The 20,047-nt window shown below is 61.2% G+C and carries 13 protein-coding genes, 4 tRNA genes and 1 rRNA gene; 1 reads left to right on the top strand and 17 read right to left on the bottom strand.

What is annotated here, in order from left to right:
- Positions 1 to 65: 65 nt before the first annotated feature.
- From rpsG to BME24068_RS14725, 16 genes are all read right to left on the bottom strand, one after another.
- On the bottom strand, positions 66 to 536 hold the full coding sequence (rpsG, locus tag BME24068_RS14800; RefSeq protein ID WP_006477195.1) for a 30S ribosomal protein S7: 471 nt from the start codon (positions 534 to 536) through the stop codon (positions 66 to 68).
- A gap of 172 nt (positions 537 to 708) precedes the next feature.
- Positions 709 to 1,089 carry a 30S ribosomal protein S12 gene (rpsL, locus tag BME24068_RS14795; protein ID WP_006400662.1) on the bottom strand — a complete coding sequence of 127 codons (381 nt, stop codon included), beginning with the start codon at positions 1,087 to 1,089 and terminating at the stop codon, positions 709 to 711.
- Between the two features lie 227 nt (positions 1,090 to 1,316).
- Positions 1,317 to 3,164 (bottom strand): DNA helicase RecQ, encoded by a 1,848-nt coding sequence (gene recQ, locus BME24068_RS14790; RefSeq protein WP_096508992.1) that lies wholly within the window; start codon positions 3,162 to 3,164, stop codon positions 1,317 to 1,319.
- A gap of 237 nt (positions 3,165 to 3,401) precedes the next feature.
- Positions 3,402 to 7,643, bottom strand: coding sequence for a DNA-directed RNA polymerase subunit beta' (rpoC, locus tag BME24068_RS14785; protein ID WP_096508988.1), 4,242 nt, complete (start codon positions 7,641 to 7,643; stop codon positions 3,402 to 3,404).
- 21 nt (positions 7,644 to 7,664) lie between these two features.
- The gene (rpoB, locus tag BME24068_RS14780) at positions 7,665 to 11,771 is read right to left on the bottom strand and encodes a DNA-directed RNA polymerase subunit beta (protein ID WP_174926524.1); all 4,107 of its coding nucleotides are present in this window, start codon (positions 11,769 to 11,771) and stop codon (positions 7,665 to 7,667) included.
- A 377-nt stretch (positions 11,772 to 12,148) separates the two neighbouring features.
- A complete protein-coding gene (gene rplL, locus BME24068_RS14775; RefSeq protein WP_174926523.1) occupies positions 12,149 to 12,523 on the bottom strand; it encodes a 50S ribosomal protein L7/L12 in 375 nt (124 codons plus the stop codon).
- 63 nt (positions 12,524 to 12,586) lie between these two features.
- Positions 12,587 to 13,084: a 50S ribosomal protein L10 gene (gene rplJ, locus BME24068_RS14770; protein WP_021161756.1), complete on the bottom strand. Its 498-nt coding sequence runs from the start codon at positions 13,082 to 13,084 to the stop codon at positions 12,587 to 12,589.
- A 306-nt stretch (positions 13,085 to 13,390) separates the two neighbouring features.
- Positions 13,391 to 14,089, bottom strand: a complete 699-nt coding sequence (gene rplA, locus BME24068_RS14765) for a 50S ribosomal protein L1 (RefSeq protein ID WP_096508990.1) — start codon at positions 14,087 to 14,089, stop codon at positions 13,391 to 13,393.
- Positions 14,090 to 14,521: a 50S ribosomal protein L11 gene (rplK, locus tag BME24068_RS14760; RefSeq protein ID WP_096508991.1), complete on the bottom strand. Its 432-nt coding sequence runs from the start codon at positions 14,519 to 14,521 to the stop codon at positions 14,090 to 14,092.
- Between the two features lie 141 nt (positions 14,522 to 14,662).
- Positions 14,663 to 15,220, bottom strand: coding sequence for a transcription termination/antitermination protein NusG (gene nusG, locus BME24068_RS14755; RefSeq protein ID WP_006400672.1), 558 nt, complete (start codon positions 15,218 to 15,220; stop codon positions 14,663 to 14,665).
- 1 nt (position 15,221) lies between these two features.
- The gene (gene secE / locus BME24068_RS14750) at positions 15,222 to 15,602 is read right to left on the bottom strand and encodes a preprotein translocase subunit SecE (RefSeq protein ID WP_006482892.1); all 381 of its coding nucleotides are present in this window, start codon (positions 15,600 to 15,602) and stop codon (positions 15,222 to 15,224) included.
- A gap of 42 nt (positions 15,603 to 15,644) precedes the next feature.
- Positions 15,645 to 15,720, bottom strand: a tRNA-Trp gene (locus tag BME24068_RS14745).
- A gap of 59 nt (positions 15,721 to 15,779) precedes the next feature.
- Entirely contained in the window at positions 15,780 to 16,970 is a 1,191-nt protein-coding gene (gene tuf / locus BME24068_RS14740) for an elongation factor Tu (protein ID WP_011350666.1), read from the bottom strand.
- Between the two features lie 64 nt (positions 16,971 to 17,034).
- Positions 17,035 to 17,109: transfer RNA gene (locus BME24068_RS14735), tRNA-Thr, on the bottom strand.
- A 25-nt stretch (positions 17,110 to 17,134) separates the two neighbouring features.
- Positions 17,135 to 17,208 (bottom strand) — tRNA-Gly (locus tag BME24068_RS14730).
- A gap of 44 nt (positions 17,209 to 17,252) precedes the next feature.
- Positions 17,253 to 17,338, bottom strand: a tRNA-Tyr gene (locus BME24068_RS14725).
- Positions 17,339 to 17,920: 582 nt separating this feature from the next.
- On the opposite strand from BME24068_RS14725, the gene BME24068_RS14720 reads away from it, so the two are divergent.
- Positions 17,921 to 18,886 carry a hypothetical protein gene (locus tag BME24068_RS14720; protein ID WP_174926522.1) on the top strand — a complete coding sequence of 322 codons (966 nt, stop codon included), beginning with the start codon at positions 17,921 to 17,923 and terminating at the stop codon, positions 18,884 to 18,886.
- Positions 18,887 to 19,841: 955 nt separating this feature from the next.
- On the opposite strand, the gene rrf is transcribed toward BME24068_RS14720, so the two are convergent.
- Positions 19,842 to 19,954 (bottom strand): 5S ribosomal RNA (gene rrf / locus BME24068_RS14715).
- Positions 19,955 to 20,047 lie beyond the last annotated feature (93 nt).

Genomic DNA, 20,047 nt, shown 5'->3' with positions numbered 1-20,047 from the left:
CGGGCGAGGCGCCTGAAAAGCGCACCCGCCCGGAATTTATTTCCGCAAACAGCCCAGCCAGGCGCTTAGAAACGGAAATGCGAGAACGCGCGGTTGGCTTCTGCCATGCGGTGAACTTCGTCGCGCTTCTTCATTGCGCCGCCACGGCCTTCGGCCGCTTCGGAGAGTTCGCCTGCCAGACGCAGAGCCATCGACTTCTCGCTGCGCTTCTTCGCAGCCTCACGCAGCCAGCGCATCGCCAATGCCATACGACGCGACGGGCGCACTTCGACCGGAACTTGATAGTTGGCACCACCAACGCGGCGGCTCTTCACTTCGACCACCGGCTTCACGTTGTTGAGCGCAACGGTGAACACTTCCAGCGGGTCCTTGCCACCCTTGGTCTGGATTTGTTCGAATGCGCCATAAACGATGCGCTCTGCGACCGACTTCTTGCCGGACAGCATCAGCATGTTCATGAACTTGGCAACATCAACGTTACCGAACTTCGGATCCGGCAACACTTCCCGCTTGGGGACTTCGCGACGACGCGGCATGATTCTTCCTTTACTTGTTCAGTTGGAGCTGAATCCAGCTCCGCGGCCACCAACAAACCCGATCACATCTTCACGACTAACCAGCTTGGCCGGGTGACCACTTACTCGACAGCACCGGCAATCCGGCACTCCCGCCTTGACCGCCCTACGGCGATCCCTGATCAAAAACTGCTTACTTGGCAGCCTTTGCACGCTTCGCGCCGTACTTCGAGCGCGCTTGCTTACGATCCTTGACGCCCTGGGTATCCAGCGAGCCGCGAACCATGTGGTAACGCACACCCGGCAAGTCCTTCACACGGCCGCCGCGGATCAGCACAACCGAGTGTTCCTGCAGGTTGTGGCCTTCACCGCCGATGTACGAAATCACTTCGAAGCCGTTCGTCAGACGAACCTTGGCAACCTTACGGAGTGCCGAGTTAGGCTTCTTCGGCGTCGTCGTGTACACACGGGTGCACACGCCGCGACGCTGGGGGCAGTCCTGCAGGGCCGGGCTCTTGCTCTTCGTCGTTTCCGACTGACGGCCTTTGCGAACCAGTTGGTTGATGGTTGGCATTGTTTATTCCTGAAATTGAACAAAATCTGCACATCGATTTCGGGCAAAGCGAGAATCGGCGCACAGTTGACTTCCGAACCGGCGACACGGACACGAACCTTCGAACGCGACTCGGCCCGCCGAATACCGGAACCCAGCATCATATTCCGGAAATGCCAACTAAGTCAACGGCTTGCGTGATTCTCCGGCCGCACGGGCGGTTTACCGGAAGGGTCGGAACACCTGTGTCATGCCGATTCGACGACGTCGATGATCTCGTCGCCGAAGCGTTCGAGCTTGCGGACGCCCATGCCGGGGATATGCCGCAGGTCGTCGATGGTCTCGGGCGCGTTGCGCGCGATTTCGGCGAGCGTCGCGTCGTGGAAGATCACGTAGGCCGGCACGCCGTCGGACTTCGCGGTTTCCGCACGCCACGCGCGCAGCGCGTCCCAGCGGGCGCGCTCGCGCGTGCCCATGCCGGCCGTCGGGTCGACGCGCGTGCCGCTGCGGCTCGACGACTGGCGCGTGCGCTGCGGCTTCACGTAGCGGCGCAGCGTCACCTTTTCCTCGTTCTTCAGCACCGGCTTCGCGGCCTCGGTCAGCATCAGCGCGCCGAAACCGCCGTGGTCGACCGCCAGATAGCCGTACGCGACGAGCTGCCGGAAAATCGCGCGCCATTCGGGCTCGGACAGCGACGCGCCGATCCCGAACGTGCTGAGCTGGTCGTGGCCGCGCTGCAGCACCTTCTCGGTGCGGCCGCCGCGCAGGATCTCGATCAGATGGCTCGAGCCGAAATTGAAGCCGCTCGCGCGCTGCGCGCGGAACACGCACGACAGCGCCATCTGCGCCTCGCGCGTCGCGTCCCAGGAATCGGGCGGCTCGATGCACGTGTCGCAGTTGCCGCACGGCTGGCTCGCCTCGCCGAAATAGTTCAGCAGCCGCACACGCCGGCACGAAATCGTCTCGCACAGCCCGAGCAGCGCATCGAGCTTCGACGTCTGCACGCGCTTGTGCGCGTCGTCCGCATCGGACTCGTCGATCATCTTGCGCTGCTGGACGACGTCGCCGAGGCCATATGCCATCCACGCGTTCGCCGGCATCCCGTCGCGGCCCGCACGTCCGGTTTCCTGGTAATAGCCCTCGACGCTCTTCGGCAAATCGAGGTGTGCAACGAAACGCACGTCGGGCTTGTCGATGCCCATGCCGAACGCAATCGTCGCGCACATCACGATGCCCTCCTCGCGCTGGAACATTTCCTGGTGCTTCTGCCGCACCTCGAACTCCATTCCCGCGTGATACGGCAGCGCGCGCACGCCCTGCGCCTTCAGCCATTCGGCCGTTTCCTCGACCTTGCGGCGCGATAGGCAGTACACGACGCCCGCGTCGGTGGTGCCGTCCGCGTTCGTGTGCTCCGCCCGGATGAAATCGAGCAGTTGCGACCGCGCGTTGTCCTTTTCGACGATCCGGTAACGGATGTTCGGCCGGTCGAAACTCGATACGAACACGCGCGCGTCGTCGAGCGCGAGACGATGGATGATCTCGTCGCGCGTGATCGCGTCCGCGGTGGCGGTCAACGCGATCCGCGGCACCGACGGGAAGCGCTCGTGCAGCACCGACAGCTGGATGTATTCGGGACGGAAGTCATGCCCCCACTGCGACACGCAGTGCGCCTCGTCGATCGCGAACAGGCCGATCTTCGCGCGCTCGAGCAGCTCGAGAAAGCGCCCGGTCATCAGTCGCTCGGGCGCGACGTACAGCAGGTCGATCTCGCCTTCGCGCAGCGCCCGCTCGGTTGCCGCGGCCTCGGCGCCCGACAGCGTCGAATTCAGGTAAGCCGCGCGCACGCCGACTTCGCTGAGCGCGGCGACCTGGTCCTGCATCAGCGCGATCAGCGGCGACACGACGATGCCGGCGCCCTGCCCGGCCTCGCGGCGCAGCAGCGCCGGAATCTGATAGCACAGCGACTTGCCGCCGCCCGTCGGCATCAGCACGAGGCAATCGCCGCCGCCGGCGACGTGCTCGACGATCTCCCCCTGCTGGCCGCGAAATGCGGAATAACCAAAGACTTCGTCGAGAATTTCGAGGGCGCGGGACATGAATGAGAACGAGGACGGCGGAACGATGACCGCAATTTTAACAACCCGCTCGCGCGGCGCGCGGCGAATCGTGCGATGTTGGCCGATCGGACAGGGTTCGTGCGCGCGCATGACGGTCCTGCAGCAACCGTGCGACAAGCCCGTCATGCGCGTGAACGACGGATAAAAAAAACCGCCCGGCGGAACCGGGCGGTTTCGGTGACAGCGAGATAGCAAGGCGGCTCGCGCCGCCCGTGCTTACTCGGCTGCCGGGTGTTGCGGCTCTTCTGCCGGCGCGCTCGGCGTACCGAAGTCGAATGCTTCTTCCGCTGCGATCTGGTCGAAACGCTCGCGGTCGGACATTTCCTTCGCCTTGCGTGCCTTGTGGAACGCGAGACCCGTACCGGCCGGAATCAGACGGCCGACGATCACGTTTTCCTTCAGGCCACGCAGATCGTCGCGCTTGCCCATGATCGCCGCTTCGGTCAGCACGCGGGTCGTTTCCTGGAACGATGCCGCGGAGATGAACGAGTCGGTCGACAGCGACGCCTTCGTGATACCGAGCAGCACGTTGTCGTACGAAGCCGGGCGCTTGCCGTCGGCGATCATGCGATCGTTCTCGTCCAGCATGTCGGAACGCTCGACCTGTTCGCCCGGGATGAAGCGCGTATCACCGTTGTCGGTGATCTGCACACGACGCAGCATCTGGCGAACGATCACCTCGATGTGCTTGTCGTTGATCTTCACGCCCTGCAGACGGTACACGTCCTGCACTTCGTCGACGATGTAGCGCGACAGCGCCTCGATACCCTGCAGACGCAGGATGTCGTGCGGATCCGCCGGACCGTCCACGATCATTTCGCCCTTGTTGACGACCTGGGCATCGTGGACCAGAACCTGCTTTTCCTTCGCGATCAGGAACTCGTGCTGATTGCCTTCGAGGTCCGTGATGACGAGACGCTGCTTGCCCTTCGTATCCTTGCCGAACGACGTCGTACCGGTGACTTCCGCGAGAATGCCGGCATCCTTCGGCGAACGCGCTTCGAACAGCTCCGCCACCCGCGGCAGACCGCCGGTAATGTCACGCGTCTTCTGCGCTTCGGTCGGGATACGTGCAAGCACTTCACCCACCTGCACCTGCTGGCCGTCCTTCACGGTGATCAGTGCGCCGACCTGGAAGCCGATCTGCACTGCGTGCTCGGTGCCCGGGATCTTCACTTCGTCGCCGTTCGCGTCGAGCAGTTTCACCTGCGGACGCACGCTCTTCGAAGCTTGCGAACCACGACGCTTCACGTCGATCACGACCAGCGTCGACAGGCCGGTCACGTCGTCGATCTGCTTCGCGACGGTCACGCCTTCCTCGACGTTCTCGAACTTCACCGTACCACCGTACTCGGTGATGATCGGACGCGTCATCGGATCCCACGTCGCCAGCTGCGTACCGGCCTTGATCGTTGCGCCGTCAAGCTGCAGCAGCGTCGCGCCGTACGGGATTTTGTGACGTTCGCGCTCGCGGCCGATATCGTCGGTGATCAGCGCCTCGCCCGAACGCGAAATGACGATCTGCTCGCCCTTCGCGTTGGTGACGTAACGCATCGTCGCCGTGAAACGCACGATACCGTTGCTCTTCGCTTCGACCGACGACGCCACTGCCGCACGCGATGCCGCACCACCGATGTGGAACGTACGCATCGTCAGCTGCGTGCCCGGTTCACCGATCGACTGTGCCGCGATCACGCCGACTGCTTCGCCGACGTTCACGAGCGAGCCGCGGCCGAGGTCACGGCCGTAGCAGGCCGCGCACAGACCGTAACGCGTTTCGCAGGTCAGCGGCGTGCGCACGCGCACTTCGTCGATGCCGAGGCGTTCGATTTCCTCGACCGCCGTTTCGTCGAGCAGCGTGCCCGATTCGTACAGCGTTTCCTGCGTTTCCGGGTTCACGACGTCCGCGACCGCAACGCGGCCGAGGATACGGTCGCGCAGCGCTTCGACGACTTCACCGCCTTCGACCAGCGCCTTCATCGCGACGCCGTTCGACGTGCCGCAATCGTCCTCGACCACCACCAGATCTTGCGTGACGTCGACGAGACGACGCGTCAGGTAACCCGAGTTCGCGGTCTTCAGTGCCGTATCAGCCAGACCCTTACGTGCACCGTGGGTCGAGATGAAGTACTGCAACACGTTCAGGCCTTCGCGGAAGTTCGCGGTAATCGGCGTCTCGATAATCGAGCCGTCCGGCTTCGCCATCAGACCTCGCATACCGGCCAGCTGACGAATCTGCACCGCCGAACCCCGGGCGCCCGAGTCGGCCATCATGTAGATCGAGTTGAACGACTCCTGGCGCGTCTCGTTGCCGTCGCGGTCCGTTACCGGCTCCGTCGACAGCTGCTCCATCATCGCCTTGCCGACCGCTTCCGACGTTGCCGACCAGATGTCGACCACGTTGTTGTAGCGTTCCTGCGCGGTGACGAGACCCGACATGTACTGGCGGTCGTACTCCTTCACCTTCTTCGCGGCGTCGCCGACGATCGTTTCCTTCTGCGGCGGCACGAGCATGTCGTCCACGCAGATCGAAATACCGGCACGCGTCGCGAGACGGAAACCCGACTGCATCAGCTGGTCGGCGAACACGACCGTCGCACGCAGACCGCACTTGCGGAATGCGGTGTTGATCAGGCGCGAGATTTCCTTCTTCTTCAGCGGCTTGTTCAGCACCGAGAACGGCAGGCCGTGCGGCAGGATCTCCGACAGGATCGCGCGACCGACGGTCGTCGCGTACAGCGAGATCTTCGGCACGAATTCCGGCGCGCCTTCCGACGTGTCTTCGTTGCGGACCATTTCGGTGATCCGCACGTTGACGCGCGATGCCAGCTCGACTTCCTTGTTCTCGTACGCGCGGATCGCTTCCGACACGCCGGTGAACGACAGGCCTTCGCCCTTGCCGTTGATCGCTTCGCGGGTCGCGTAGTACAGACCCAGCACGATATCCTGCGACGGCACGATCGACGGATCGCCGTTGGCCGGGAACAGCACGTTGTTCGACGCGAGCATCAGCGTGCGCGCTTCCATCTGCGCTTCGAGCGACAGCGGCACGTGAACGGCCATCTGGTCACCGTCGAAGTCGGCGTTGAACGCCGCGCAGACGAGCGGGTGCAGCTGAATCGCCTTGCCTTCGATCAGCACCGGCTCGAACGCCTGGATACCGAGACGGTGCAGCGTCGGCGCACGGTTCAGCATCACCGGGTGCTCGCGGATCACCTCTTCGAGGATGTCCCACACCACCGGCGTCTGGTTCTCGACTTCCTTCTTCGCAGCCTTGATGGTCGTCGCGACGCCCATCACTTCCAGCTTGTTGAAGATGAACGGCTTGAACAGTTCGAGTGCCATCAGCTTCGGCAGACCGCACTGGTGCAGCTTCAGCGTCGGGCCGACCACGATGACCGAACGGCCCGAGTAGTCGACGCGCTTGCCCAGCAGGTTCTGACGGAAACGACCGCCCTTGCCCTTGATCATGTCGGCGAGCGACTTCAGCGGACGCTTGTTCGCGCCCGTCATCGCCTTGCCGCGACGACCGTTGTCGAGCAGCGAGTCGACGGCTTCCTGCAGCATCCGCTTTTCGTTGCGGACGATGATTTCAGGCGCCTTCAGCTCGAGCAGACGCTTCAACCGGTTGTTACGGTTGATCACGCGGCGATACAGGTCGTTCAGGTCCGACGTCGCGAAACGGCCGCCGTCCAGCGGCACGAGCGGACGCAGTTCCGGCGGCAGCACCGGCAGCACTTCGAGGATCATCCACTCGGGCTTGATGCCCGAGCGCTGGAATGCCTCGAGGACCTTCAGGCGCTTCGCGTACTTCTTGATCTTCGCTTCCGAGCCGGTGTTCTTCAGCTCGGTGCGCAGCGTCTCGACCTGCTCGTCGATGTTGATCGCGCGCAGCAGTTCACGCACGCCTTCCGCGCCCATCTCGGCACGGAATTCGTCGCCGTATTCCTCGACCTTGTTGTAGTAATCCTCTTCGGTCATGATCTGCCGCGCCTTCAGCGGCGTCATGCCCGGTTCGATCACCACGTATGCTTCGAAGTACAGCACGCGTTCGATGTCGCGCAGCGTCATGTCGAGCACCATGCCCAGACGCGACGGCAGCGACTTCAGGAACCAGATGTGCGCGACCGGCGAGGCCAGTTCGATGTGGCCCATGCGTTCGCGACGCACCTTCGCCAGCGTCACTTCGACGCCGCACTTCTCGCAGATCACGCCGCGGTGCTTCAGGCGCTTGTACTTGCCGCACAGGCACTCGTAGTCCTTGATCGGCCCGAAGATCTTCGCGCAGAACAGACCATCGCGTTCCGGTTTGAACGTACGGTAGTTGATGGTCTCCGGCTTCTTCACTTCACCGAACGACCACGAACGGATCTTGTCCGGCGAGGCCAGACCGATCTTGATCGCGTCGAAAACTTCTTCCTGTTGGACTTGCTTGAATAGATCGAGCAGAGCTTTCATTGCCTTCTCTCCGTAGTCCGATTAATTGCGGTCGAGATCGATGTCGATACCGAGCGAGCGGATTTCCTTCACGAGCACGTTGAAGGATTCCGGCATGCCTGCATCGATCACGTGATCGCCCTTGACGAGGTTTTCATAAACCTTGGTCCGGCCATTCACGTCGTCCGACTTCACCGTCAGCATTTCCTGCAGCACGTAGGACGCGCCATACGCTTCGAGTGCCCACACTTCCATTTCACCGAAACGCTGGCCACCGAACTGCGCCTTACCACCCAGCGGCTGCTGCGTGACGAGCGAGTACGGGCCGGTCGAACGCGCGTGCATCTTGTCGTCGACCAAGTGGTGCAGCTTCAGGTAGTGCATGTAGCCAAGCGTCACGCGACGTTCGAACATTTCACCCGTGCGGCCGTCGTACAGGCGGACCTGGTTCTTCGACGGGTTCATGCCGAGCTGTTCGGCGATCTCGTCCGGGAACGCGAGGTCGAGCATCTTGCCCATTTCTTCCTCGGTCGCACCGTCGAACACCGGCGTCGCGAACGGCACGCCTTCGCGCAGGTTCTTCGCGAGTTCGAGGATCTCGTCGTCGGTGAAGCTTTCCAGATCTTCCTGGCGGCCCGAATCGTTGTAGATCTTCGTCAGGAACACGCGCAGTTCCTCGATCTTCGCCTGACGCTGCAGCATTTCGCCGATACGCCAGCCGAGGCCCTTCGCGGCCCAGCCGAGGTGCACTTCCAGAACCTGACCCACGTTCATCCGCGACGGAACGCCGAGCGGGTTCAGCACGACGTCTGCCGGACGGCCATCGGCCATGTACGGCATGTCTTCGATCGGAACGATCTTCGACACGACGCCCTTGTTACCGTGACGGCCTGCCATCTTGTCGCCAGGCTGCAGACGACGCTTCACCGCGAGGTACACCTTGACCATCTTCAGCACGCCCGGCGGCAGTTCGTCGCCTTGCGTGAGCTTCTTGCGCTTCTCTTCGAACGCGAGGTCGAACTGGTGACGCTTCTCTTCGATCGAGTTCTTGATCGCTTCGAGCTGTGCCGCTGCTTCGTCTTCCGCCAGGCGGATGTCGAACCAGTGGTAGTGGTCGAGGTCTTCCAGGTAAGCCTGGTCGATCTTCGTGCCCTTCGCGAGCTTCTTCGGACCGCCGTTCGCGACCTTGCCCACCAGCATGCGTGCGAGACGCTGGAACGCGTCGCCTTCCACGATGCGCAACTGGTCGTTCAGGTCGAGACGGTAGCGCTTCAGTTCGTCGTCGATGATCTGTTGCGCACGCTTGTCGCGCTGGATGCCTTCACGCGTGAACACCTGGACGTCGATCACGGTGCCGTTCATGCCCGACGGCACGCGCAGCGACGTGTCCTTCACGTCCGAAGCCTTCTCGCCGAAGATCGCGCGCAGCAGCTTCTCTTCCGGCGTCAGCTGGGTTTCGCCCTTCGGCGTGACCTTGCCGACCAGCACATCGCCCGCTTCGACTTCAGCACCGATGTACACGATGCCCGATTCGTCGAGACGGCCGAGCTGGACTTCCGCCAGGTTCGAGATGTCGCGCGTGATTTCTTCCGGCCCGAGCTTCGTGTCGCGTGCAACGACGTTCAGCTCTTCGATGTGGATCGACGTGTAACGATCGTCGGCCACGACCTTCTCCGAGATCAGGATCGAATCCTCGAAGTTGTAGCCGTTCCACGGCATGAACGCGATCAGCATGTTCTGGCCGAGCGCGAGCTCGCCCAGGTCCGTCGAGGCGCCGTCGGCCAGCACGTCGCCGCGCGAGACCTTGTCGCCCATCTTCACGATCGGACGCTGGTTGATGTTCGTGTTCTGGTTCGAACGCGTGTACTTGATCAGGTTGTAGATGTCGACACCGACTTCACCTGCGACTGCTTCGTCGTCGTTCACGCGAATCACGATACGGCCTGCGTCGACGTAGTCGACGACACCGCCGCGGAACGCCTGAACCGTCGTGCCCGAGTCGACCGCGCAGGTACGCTCGATGCCCGTACCGACGACCGGCTTTTCCGGACGCAGACACGGCACGGCCTGACGCTGCATGTTCGAACCCATCAGTGCACGGTTCGCGTCGTCGTGCTCGAGGAACGGAATCAGCGAAGCTGCAACCGACACGATCTGCGACGGCGCGACGTCCATGTACTGGATACGGTCCGGCGTGACCATCATCGTTTCGCCGGCTTCACGCGACGACACGAGTTCGTCGATCAGCTGGCCGTTCTCGTCGATCGCGGCGTTCGCCTGCGCGATCATGTAGCGGCCTTCTTCGATCGCCGACAGGTAGTCGATCTGGTCGGTCACCTTGCTGTCCACGACCTTGCGGTACGGCGTCTCGAGGAAGCCGTACTCGTTCAGGTGCGCGTACAGTGCGAGCGAGTTGATCAGGCCGATGTTCGGACCTTCCGGCGTTTCGATCGGGCACACGCGGCCGTAGTGGGTCGGGTGCACGTCACGAACTTCGAAGCCTGCGCGTTCGCGCGTCAGACCGCCCGGGCCCAGTGCGGAAACGCGACGCTTGTGCGTGATTTCCGACAGCGGGTTGGTCTGGTCCATGAACTGCGACAGCTGCGACGAACCGAAGAACTCGCGGATGGCCGACGAAATCGGCTTCGAGTTGATCAGGTCGTGCGGCATCAGGTTTTCGCTTTCGGCCTGGCCGAGGCGTTCCTTGACCGCGCGCTCGACACGCACGAGACCCGCGCGGAACTGGTTTTCCGCCAGTTCGCCGACGCAACGCACACGACGGTTGCCGAGGTGGTCGATATCGTCCACTTCGCCCTTGCCGTTGCGCAGTTCGACCAGGATCTTGATCGTCGCGAGGATGTCGTCGTCCTGCAGCGTCATCGGGCCGATGATCTCGTCACGGCTGACGCGACGGTTGAACTTCATACGGCCGACCTTCGACAGGTCGTACGCTTCTTCGCTGTAGAACAGACGGTTGAACAGCGCCTCGACCGCTTCTTCGGTCGGCGGCTCGCCCGGGCGCATCATGCGGTAGATCGCGATACGCGCGGCGGTCTTGTCGGTCGTTTCGTCGACACGCAGCGTCGACGAGATGTACGGACCCTGGTCCAGATCGTTCGTGTAGAGCGTCTGGATATCCTTGATGCCCGCTTCGCGCAGCTTCTCGAGCACGCTTTCCGTGACTTCGTCGTTCGCGCTCGCGATCACTTCGCCAGTATCGCCGTCGACGACGTTCTTCGCCAGCACGCGGCCGAGCAGATAGTCTTCCGGCACCGAGATGAACTTGGTCTTCGCGGCTTCGAGGTCGCGAATGTGCTTCGCGTTGATCCGCTTGTCCTTCTGGACAATGACCTTGCCATCACGATCCGTGATGTCGAAACGCGCGACTTCACCACGCAGGCGCTCGGGCACGAACTCGAGTTGCGCGCCTTCGTTCATCAGCGTGAAGTTGTCGAACACGAAGAAGTTCGCGAGGATCTGTTCCGGCGTGAGGCCGATGGCCTTCAGCAGGATCGTGACCGGCATCTTCCGGCGACGGTCGACGCGGAAGTACAGGATGTCCTTCGGATCGAATTCGAAGTCGAGCCACGAGCCGCGGTACGGAATGATCCGTGCCGAGAACAGCAGCTTGCCCGAGCTGTGCGTCTTGCCCTTGTCGTGTTCGAAGAACACGCCCGGCGAACGGTGCAGCTGCGAGACGATGACACGCTCGGTGCCGTTGATGACGAACGAGCCCGTCGGCGTCATGAGCGGCATTTCGCCCATGTACACTTCCTGCTCTTTCACTTCCTTGACGACCGGCTTGTTCGGCGATTCCTTGTCGAGAATGACGAGGCGGACCTTCGCGCGCAGTGCGGAGCAGTACGTCAGGCCGCGCTGCTGGCATTCCTTGATGTTGAATGCCGGCGCGGACAACGCATAGCTCACGAACTCGAGGCGCGCGAAACCGTTGTGCGAAACAATGGGAAATACCGATGTGAATGCGGCCTGCAAACCTTCAGGCTTGCGTTGCGTGGCCGGCACATCAGCTTGCAGAAACGTGCTGAATGATTCAAGCTGGGTAGCCAGCAAGAACGGAACTTGGTGAACGATGGGGCGCTTCGCGAAACTCTTGCGAATGCGCTTCTTCTCGGTGAAGGAATATTGCATACGATCTCCGAATCACGGCGGGTGCTGTCGAGGCGGGATACCTGGACGTTTCAAACCCGAGTGTTCACCGACTGAGACCCGATGGCCGCCCGATGGCTTGAACGAGCCGAGAAGCTTGGTGGTTGGCCGCTACCAACCGCTGGCTGACGGCAGCGGATGCCTGTGTTGCCCGCTACCCGACCAAACTTGCCTTCTGCAGTCGCTTCAGAAGACAAAGAGAAACGCCAATCGAGATCATTGACAACGATTTGGCGGTTTTCTTTGGCCTCTGGGGCCAATTATTCGGGCTCCCAAAAGAGTGCCAGAATAACGTCCCCACAAAGCACAAAAAGGCTGGCGGTGAAAATACCGCCAGCCTTCGCACAGCGCGTCGAAACTTACTTGACTTCGACCTTCGCGCCTGCTTCTTCCAGCTTCTTCTTGGCTTCTTCAGCAGCAGCCTTGTCGACGCCTTCCTTGACAGCCTTCGGTGCGCCGTCAACGACGTCCTTCGCTTCCTTCAGGCCCAGGCCCGTCAGTTCGCGAACTGCCTTGATGACTGCAACCTTGTTGCTGCCTGCTTCAGTCAGGACGACCGTGAATTCGGTCTTCTCTTCTGCTGCTGCAGCTGCGCCGCCGCCTGCCGGGCCAGCGACTGCAACTGCAGCTGCCGACACGCCAAACTTCTCTTCGAACGCCTTGACCAGTTCGTTCAGTTCCAGAACGGTCATCCCTTCGACTGCTGCCAGGATATCTTCTTTTGCGATTGCCATTTGAAATACTCCTAAATTGAATTCGGATACAGCCAGCGATCAGTAACGCTGATGCACGTTCGCTTACGCAGCTTCCGCTTGCTTCTTCTCGGCGAGCGCGGCCAGAGCACGCGCGAAGCCCGAAACAGGCGATTGCATAACGAACAGCAGCTTCGAGAGCAGTTCTTCGCGGCTCGGGATGCTTGCCAGCGCTTGCACGCCAGCCTTGTCCATCACCTTGCCATCGAACGAACCAGCCTTGATGACCAACTTGTCATTGCTCTTGCTGAAGTCGTTGACGACCTTAGCAGCAGCAATTGCATCTTCCGAGATGCCGTAGATCAGCGGACCAGTCATCTGCTCTGCCAGCGGAGCAAACGGCGTACCTTCAACGGCGCGACGCGCCAGCGTGTTCTTCAACACGCGCAGGTAAACCTGTTGCTCACGCGCTTTCGCGCGCAGCTTGGTCAGATCGCCAACCGCAATTCCACGATACTCAGCCAGCACAACGGTCTGAGCCTTCGCGACTTGCGCGGAAACCTCAGCGACGACGGCTTGCTTGTCTTCTCTATTAAGCGGCACGGTTAGCCTCCAGAAACGATACGTTCGGCTTGCCGGTATGGCACAACCTTACGTACCTCGTTCAACAACGGCGTCCGACCTCGTTAGGAGTATTTCCACCTCACGCCGTGAATCGCTTCACGACCTGCGGCTTCACCACTGCAAAACTTTTTCGGGTTCGCCATCTGCGTTGGCTTGAATTAAGGGATCGCCTGCCTGCTGCGTCCCACCAACGGTCTTTGATAACCGGTTGCCCGCCCTACTGCACGAACAACCGCCCAAAGCCCATGTAGGCCGCTTCGCGAACGAAGCGGCCCGAATACTTGCTTACTGTGCTGCCAGCGTAGCGTGGTCGACACGCACGCCGACGCCCATCGTGCTCGACAGTGCGATCTTGCGCAGGTAGACGCCCTTGCTCGTTGCCGGCTTCGCCTTCTGCAGCGCTTCGATCAGCGCCGACAGGTTCGAACGCAGTGCGGTCGATTCGAACGATGCACGGCCGATGGTCGCATGGATGATACCGGCCTTGTCGACACGGAATTGCACCTGACCAGCCTTCGCGTTCTTGACTGCAGTCGCGACGTCCGGCGTGACCGTACCGACCTTCGGGTTCGGCATCAGGCCGCGCGGGCCGAGGATCTGACCGAGCGTACCGACGATACGCATCGTGTCCGGCGAAGCGATCACGATGTCGAAGTCCATCTGGCCAGCCTTGATCTGCTCAGCCAGGTCTTCCATACCGACGATTTCCGCGCCTGCTGCACGAGCCTGCTCGGCCTTCTCGCCTTGCGCGAACACAGCAACGCGAACCGACTTGCCCGTACCTGCCGGCAGAACGACCGAACCGCGAACGACCTGGTCCGACTTCTTTGCATCGATGCCGAGCTGAACTGCGACGTCGATCGATTCGTTGAACTTCGCGCTCGCGCATTCCTTCACGAGTGCCAGTGCGTCTTCGATCGCGTACAGCTTCTGACGGTCGACCTTGGCGGCAAATGCCTGACGGCGCTTGGAGATCTTAGCCATTTACACGCCCTCCACAGTGATGCCCATCGAGCGTGCGCTACCAGCGATGGTGCGAACGGCTGCGTCCAGATCAGCTGCCGTAAGGTCCGGCATCTTGGTCTTCGCGATTTCTTCGGCTTGAGCGCGCGTGATCGAACCGACCTTGTCGGTGTGCGGCTTGCTCGAGCCCTTGTCCACCTTCGCCGCCTTCTTGATCAGGACGGTTGCCGGCGGCGTCTTCATCACGAACGTGAAGCTCTTGTCAGCGTATGCCGTAATGACCACCGGCACCGGCAGACCCGGCTCCATGCCTTGAGTCTGCGCGTTGAACGCCTTGCAGAACTCCATGATGTTCAGGCCGCGCTGGCCCAGTGCCGGACCGACCGGCGGCGACGGGTTGGCTTTACCTGCAGGGATCTGCAGCTTAACAAAGCCGACAATCTTCTTTGCCATTTGAAAACCTCGTTGGAACGCCAGACGGCGTTCTGGTGAGTGATAACGCGCTTTCGCCGCTGGCTACTGACGCTCCTCAACGGCCATAACGCGGACCGTAAGCGCGAAGGTGGGCAGCCGAGGCTGCCCACCGAATCGGGATCAAACTTTTTCGACCTGGCCGAACTCGAGTTCGACCGGGGTGGAGCGGCCAAAGATGGTGACCGACACACGCACGCGCGATTTTTCGTAGTTGACTTCTTCGACCGTGCCATTGAAGTCCGTGAAAGGACCTTCCTTGACACGCACCATCTCGCCAACTTCGAACAGGGTCTTCGGGCGCGGCTTCTCAACGCCTTCCTGCATCTGCGACATGATCTTTTCGACTTCCTTCGGGGAAATCGGGGTCGGGCGGTTACGCGCACCGCCGACGAAACCGGTGACCTTTGCCGTGTTCTTCACGAGGTGCCACGTTTCGTCCGTCATTTCCATTTCCACCAGCACGTAGCCGGGGAAGAAACGACGCTCGGTCACAGCCTTGTGACCGCCCTTTACTTCGACCACTTCTTCGGTCGGAACCAGGATCTGGCCGAATTTGTCCTGCATGCCAGCACGTTCGATGCGCTCCTGAAGCGCACGTTGCACGCTCTTCTCCATACCGGAGTAGGCGTGCACGACGTACCAACGCTTTCCGCTCGGGGATGCCGGAGTATCGCTCATATCATTTCCAACCCAGAATCGCCGAGAAAATCACCCATTCGATCGATTTGTCACTCAACCAGAGGAAAATCGCCATCACGAGCACGAAACCGAACACGACGAGTGTGGTTTGCGTTGCTTCCTTGCGGGTGGGCCAAACGACCTTGCGGACTTCCTTGTACGAATCCTTGGCAAACGCGATGAGGCTCTTGCCAGGTGCGGACATCAGTCCGACGGCCACGCCAGCGATGATACCTACCGCCAACGCGGCACCGCGGACATACCACTGCTGGTTGGCCAGCCAGAAGAAGCCCACGAATCCGGCCAAGACCAGCAATACGCCCAGGGCCAGCATCAGCTTATCGCCGGAGGTATTTACAGTTTCGACGGATGGATTCGCCATAACACCTTAAAACAAATGCCACGTGTAGCACGTGGCGATTTTTGGCAGGGGCAGAGGGAATCGAACCCCCAACCTTCGGTTTTGGAGACCGACGCTCTGCCAGTTGAGCTATACCCCTAAACCATGTTGGGACTGGCTGTTGCCAGCCCCAAAACTGTCGATCAACGAATAACTGGCTTACTCGATGATCTTGGCGACGACGCCGGCGCCGACGGTACGGCCACCTTCGCGGATTGCGAAGCGCAGACCTTCTTCCATCGCGATCGGAGCGATCAGCTTCACCGTGATCGACACGTTGTCGCCCGGCATCACCATTTCCTTGTCCTTCGGCAGCTCGATCGAGCCCGTCACGTCCGTCGTACGGAAGTAGAACTGCGGACGGTAGTTGTTGAAGAACGGCGTGTGGCGGCCGCCTTCGTCCTTGCTCAGCACGTACACTTCAGCCGTGAAGTGCGTGTGCGGCGTGATCGAACCCGGCTTCGCCAGAACCTGGCCACGCTCCACGTCTTCACGCTTCGTGCCGCGCAGCAGGATACCAACGTTGTCGCCCGCTTGACCTTGGTCCAGCAGCTTGCGGAACATTTCAACGCCCGTGCAGGTCGTCTTCACCGTCGGCTTGATACCGACGATTTCGATTTCTTCGCCGACCTTCACGATACCGCGCTCGACACGACCCGTCACAACCGTACCACGGCCCGAGATCGAGAACACGTCTTCCACCGGCATCAGGAACGCGCCGTCAACCGCACGCTCCGGCGTCGGGATGTACGTGTCCAGTGCGTCTGCCAGGCTCATGATCGCCACTTCGCCCAGCTCGCCCGTGTCGCCTTCCAGCGCCAGCTTGGCCGAACCCTTCACGATCGGCGTGTCGTCGCCCGGGAAGTCGTACTTCGACAGGAGTTCGCGAACTTCCATCTCGACCAGCTCGAGCAGTTCAGCGTCGTCCACCATGTCGCACTTGTTCAGGAACACGATGATGTACGGAACGCCAACCTGACGCGCCAGCAGGATGTGCTCACGCGTTTGCGGCATCGGGCCGTCTGCTGCCGAGCAAACCAGGATCGCGCCGTCCATCTGCGCTGCGCCCGTGATCATGTTCTTCACATAGTCAGCGTGGCCCGGGCAGTCGACGTGTGCGTAGTGGCGGTTAGCCGTCTCGTACTCGACGTGTGCCGTGTTGATCGTGATACCGCGCGCCTTTTCTTCCGGTGCCGCGTCGATCTGGTCGTAAGCCTTCGCTTCGCCGCCGAACTTCTTCGTCAGAACCGTCGTGATCGCTGCCGTCAGCGTCGTCTTGCCGTGGTCAACGTGACCAATCGTACCAACGTTGACGTGCGGCTTGGTCCGCTCAAATTTACCCTTGGCCATTTTCGACTCCCAAAAGGAATTCACAGGTTGCGCCGCGCGCAAACAGACACTGACTTTGTACTGCTGGTGCCCATGGGCAGGATCGAACTGCCGACCTCTCCCTTACCAAGGGAGTGCTCTACCACTGAGCCACATGGGCGGTATTACGCTTCAACTACACGGACTGGAGCGGGTGAAGGGAATCGAACCCTCGTCGTAAGCTTGGAAGGCTTCTGCTCTACCATTGAGCTACACCCGCACGGGCCACTAACGATTCCCTACTGCTCTCTGCGCTGATGTTCTTGGTGGAGGAGGTTGGATTCGAACCAACGTAGGCGTAAGCCAACAGATTTACAGTCTGCCCCCTTTAGCCACTCGGGCACCCCTCCGTAGAGAACTGACGATTATGGGGGTGCATCGAACTTCTGTCAAGCACATCCGGAAGATTATTTTCATTCTCTTCCACCGCACCGACTCGACTCACCCGACACCCGCACTCGCCCGGCTAAGGCAAGCACGAGAGGATCGCCGACTGGCGTCCACATCCTCGTCAGATCCCGTTTTCAGCACTGATTTTCATCTTTGCTGAAAACGAAAGACCGCCATCATACGGCCTCCAGAGCAGAATGCCAAGCGGGTAGAAGCAAAAAAATTGCAATTTCCATGCCGGAAGCGTTTGTAGCGCCTGGATCCGGTATGCACTCGGCCGAAGTCGGGGGTGGTGTCGCATCGAAGCGGCGCCCGGCAGGGGACATCGTTCCGCCGACTTCGCCAGCACACCCGATACCGAAGCCGGATCCGACGGGAGCGCAGCCCTCGGTCCGTTTCGCCGCCCCACCCATCGTCGAACGCCCCGGAGTGACTCTAAAGCCAGTCGAGTGCCCCGCCATTGCCCACGAACCCAAAGACGGCGCGATACCATCTCGATTCGCTCGCTCGAGTGGCCTCCTCCAATGCTTCGCTATCAATCCATGCAGAATCTCTTCCGCCTGTCGGCCTTTGCATTGACCTTCGTCGCTGCCGGGGCGCAAGCACACGACGCCACAAATACCTGGTGTCGTACGGAGAGGATCTCGATGGTTCGGCAGCAGGCTCTTTCCGAGAGTCGCACGGCAGATCGCACGAAAAGCGCGGCGGCGCGCGCAGCATACGACACGCTGAAACCGGCCATCGATGCCAACTGCCTCCCTTCTTCAGCCAGCAGCGGGGCGTCGACGCACGCGATGACCTCGGATGCGATTGCATACGCATGGCTGCTCAACGATGCATCCGTTTACCTGACAGCCGCAGGCAGCAGCGATAGCGACCTCCTGAGCGATACAGGCAGCGAGACCTGTCTCGATATCCTGCACCCGCTGATCGGCGACGATATGCGCCCGCATGCGTGGCTGCCGAGCCGCCTGGGCGCCGCGGTCGCCGCCAACGTTCAGCAGTGCAGCTCACATTGCGTCGAGCCGTCGTGCAGGCCCACGAACATGAATGTCTGGTCTGCCTATCGCAGCGAGGCCGAGCGGTACGCACGACACCCGGCATGTGCGTACGATGCACACCTCGTTCAACTGAACGCGGATACCTGCGTCGGCTTCGATGGAGGCGCATATGGCACGGCCCATACGGACGAGGATGCTGGCAAGCTGACATGCGACGCCCGCTCGTCGACATCCGCAACCCGCTGCCCGGCGATTCTCGTGCTGACCCGGGATCAGGGCAAAAGTACGATTCGCCGATTCCCGCCAGCTGAACACTCTGCGCTGAGCGATCCGAGTACCGCATGCGCGATTCGGTCAACCGGCGTCGACACGGACGGCACGCGCTTCGCGTTGCTGGGCGAAGGGCGAGACTGTTTCGGCGGCACCGCCTATTCGTTCATCGAAGAAATCTACCTTCTCCGACGGGGCCAACCCGTGCTGGTCAAAAACAACAGTGAGGACTTCTAACGGAATCTGGCGCAAGCGTGTTCTGCGACTTGCCGCCACAACGCCGGCAGCACGCCTCACATGCCCCAAGCACCGTTCGAGCAGCCGCCCCATGGACTTGCAAGTCCGCTCTGCCGCTGCGGGAGTTCGCAGGCCATCTCGACATGGGCCATTCTCAGTCGCGACGCACTAAGCAAAATTGGCGGCGTTAGGCGAAGATGATAAAAATACTCACGTAAATAGGAAAAGATCGCGAATCGGCGATGTAGCGACTTCCTTGCTCCAACTTGCAACGCACGCGAAGGGATAAGCGTGAGGGACGAGCTCATCCAGGGGGCGCGCATCGGCTACGGAGAGACGTGAGGCGAACGGCGAAACGCTTCGCGGTCTGTCGACCGTGCAAATCCGCAGGGCGACTCGTCCGAGAGGACGGAAATTGCATGGCGCTAGTGGTAGCGGCGGAGTCTGCCGCGCAGGGTTGGAGCTATCGCCGATGAGGCGGATCGAGATCCATTGGCAGTTGCAAACAGCGGCTCGGGCAGCGCCGAGCGGGATGCACCCAGAACGACATGGCTGGCTTCAGCTATGAGCAGGGAGATGTAGCGGCATGCATTGGCGAGGACCAGCATTCGATCTCATCGTTTGACAGGAGATCGCACCGATATGGGCACGAATACCCAAAGATAACCGATGAACTGTTGATTCGGGTGCTCGCCTTGATGGCTTGAGCAGCGCGAAGCGCATCGTCATGGCCGTGCCACGGCCCAGTTCCAATGGAGTCGGGATTGTTGCTTGCCCCGCGCGATCGTGATGCTGGAGATCGATGTGTCGCCAGGGAGCGTCTGTCGCGTCTGGCCGATTCACGCGCTTGGGCGGCATTTGAAGGCCGAATCGCCTCCGCACCGTCGGCATGCATTTCCGGTCGCACCAATGCAAAAACCCCCGCCTGTTCGGGCGGGGGTTCTCGGCTTAGGGAGCCTGACGATTACCTACTTTCACACGGGTATCCGCACTATCATCGGCGTAGAGTCGTTTCACGGTCCTGTTCGGGATGGGAAGGGGTGGGACCGACTCGCTATGGTCATCAGGCAAAGAGGGTTGCCGCGCTGCTTCGCAACGCGACCAATCCGGGAAGAAGCAGTAATCTTGGTTGTGTGTATCACACACGAGCATCCAACCTGT

It is taken from the genome of Burkholderia anthina (genome assembly GCF_902498995.1).
Lineage (GTDB): Bacteria > Pseudomonadota > Gammaproteobacteria > Burkholderiales > Burkholderiaceae > Burkholderia > Burkholderia anthina.
Note: the sequence above shows the minus strand (reverse complement) of the source record. Positions and strands in the feature narration are given on the sequence as shown.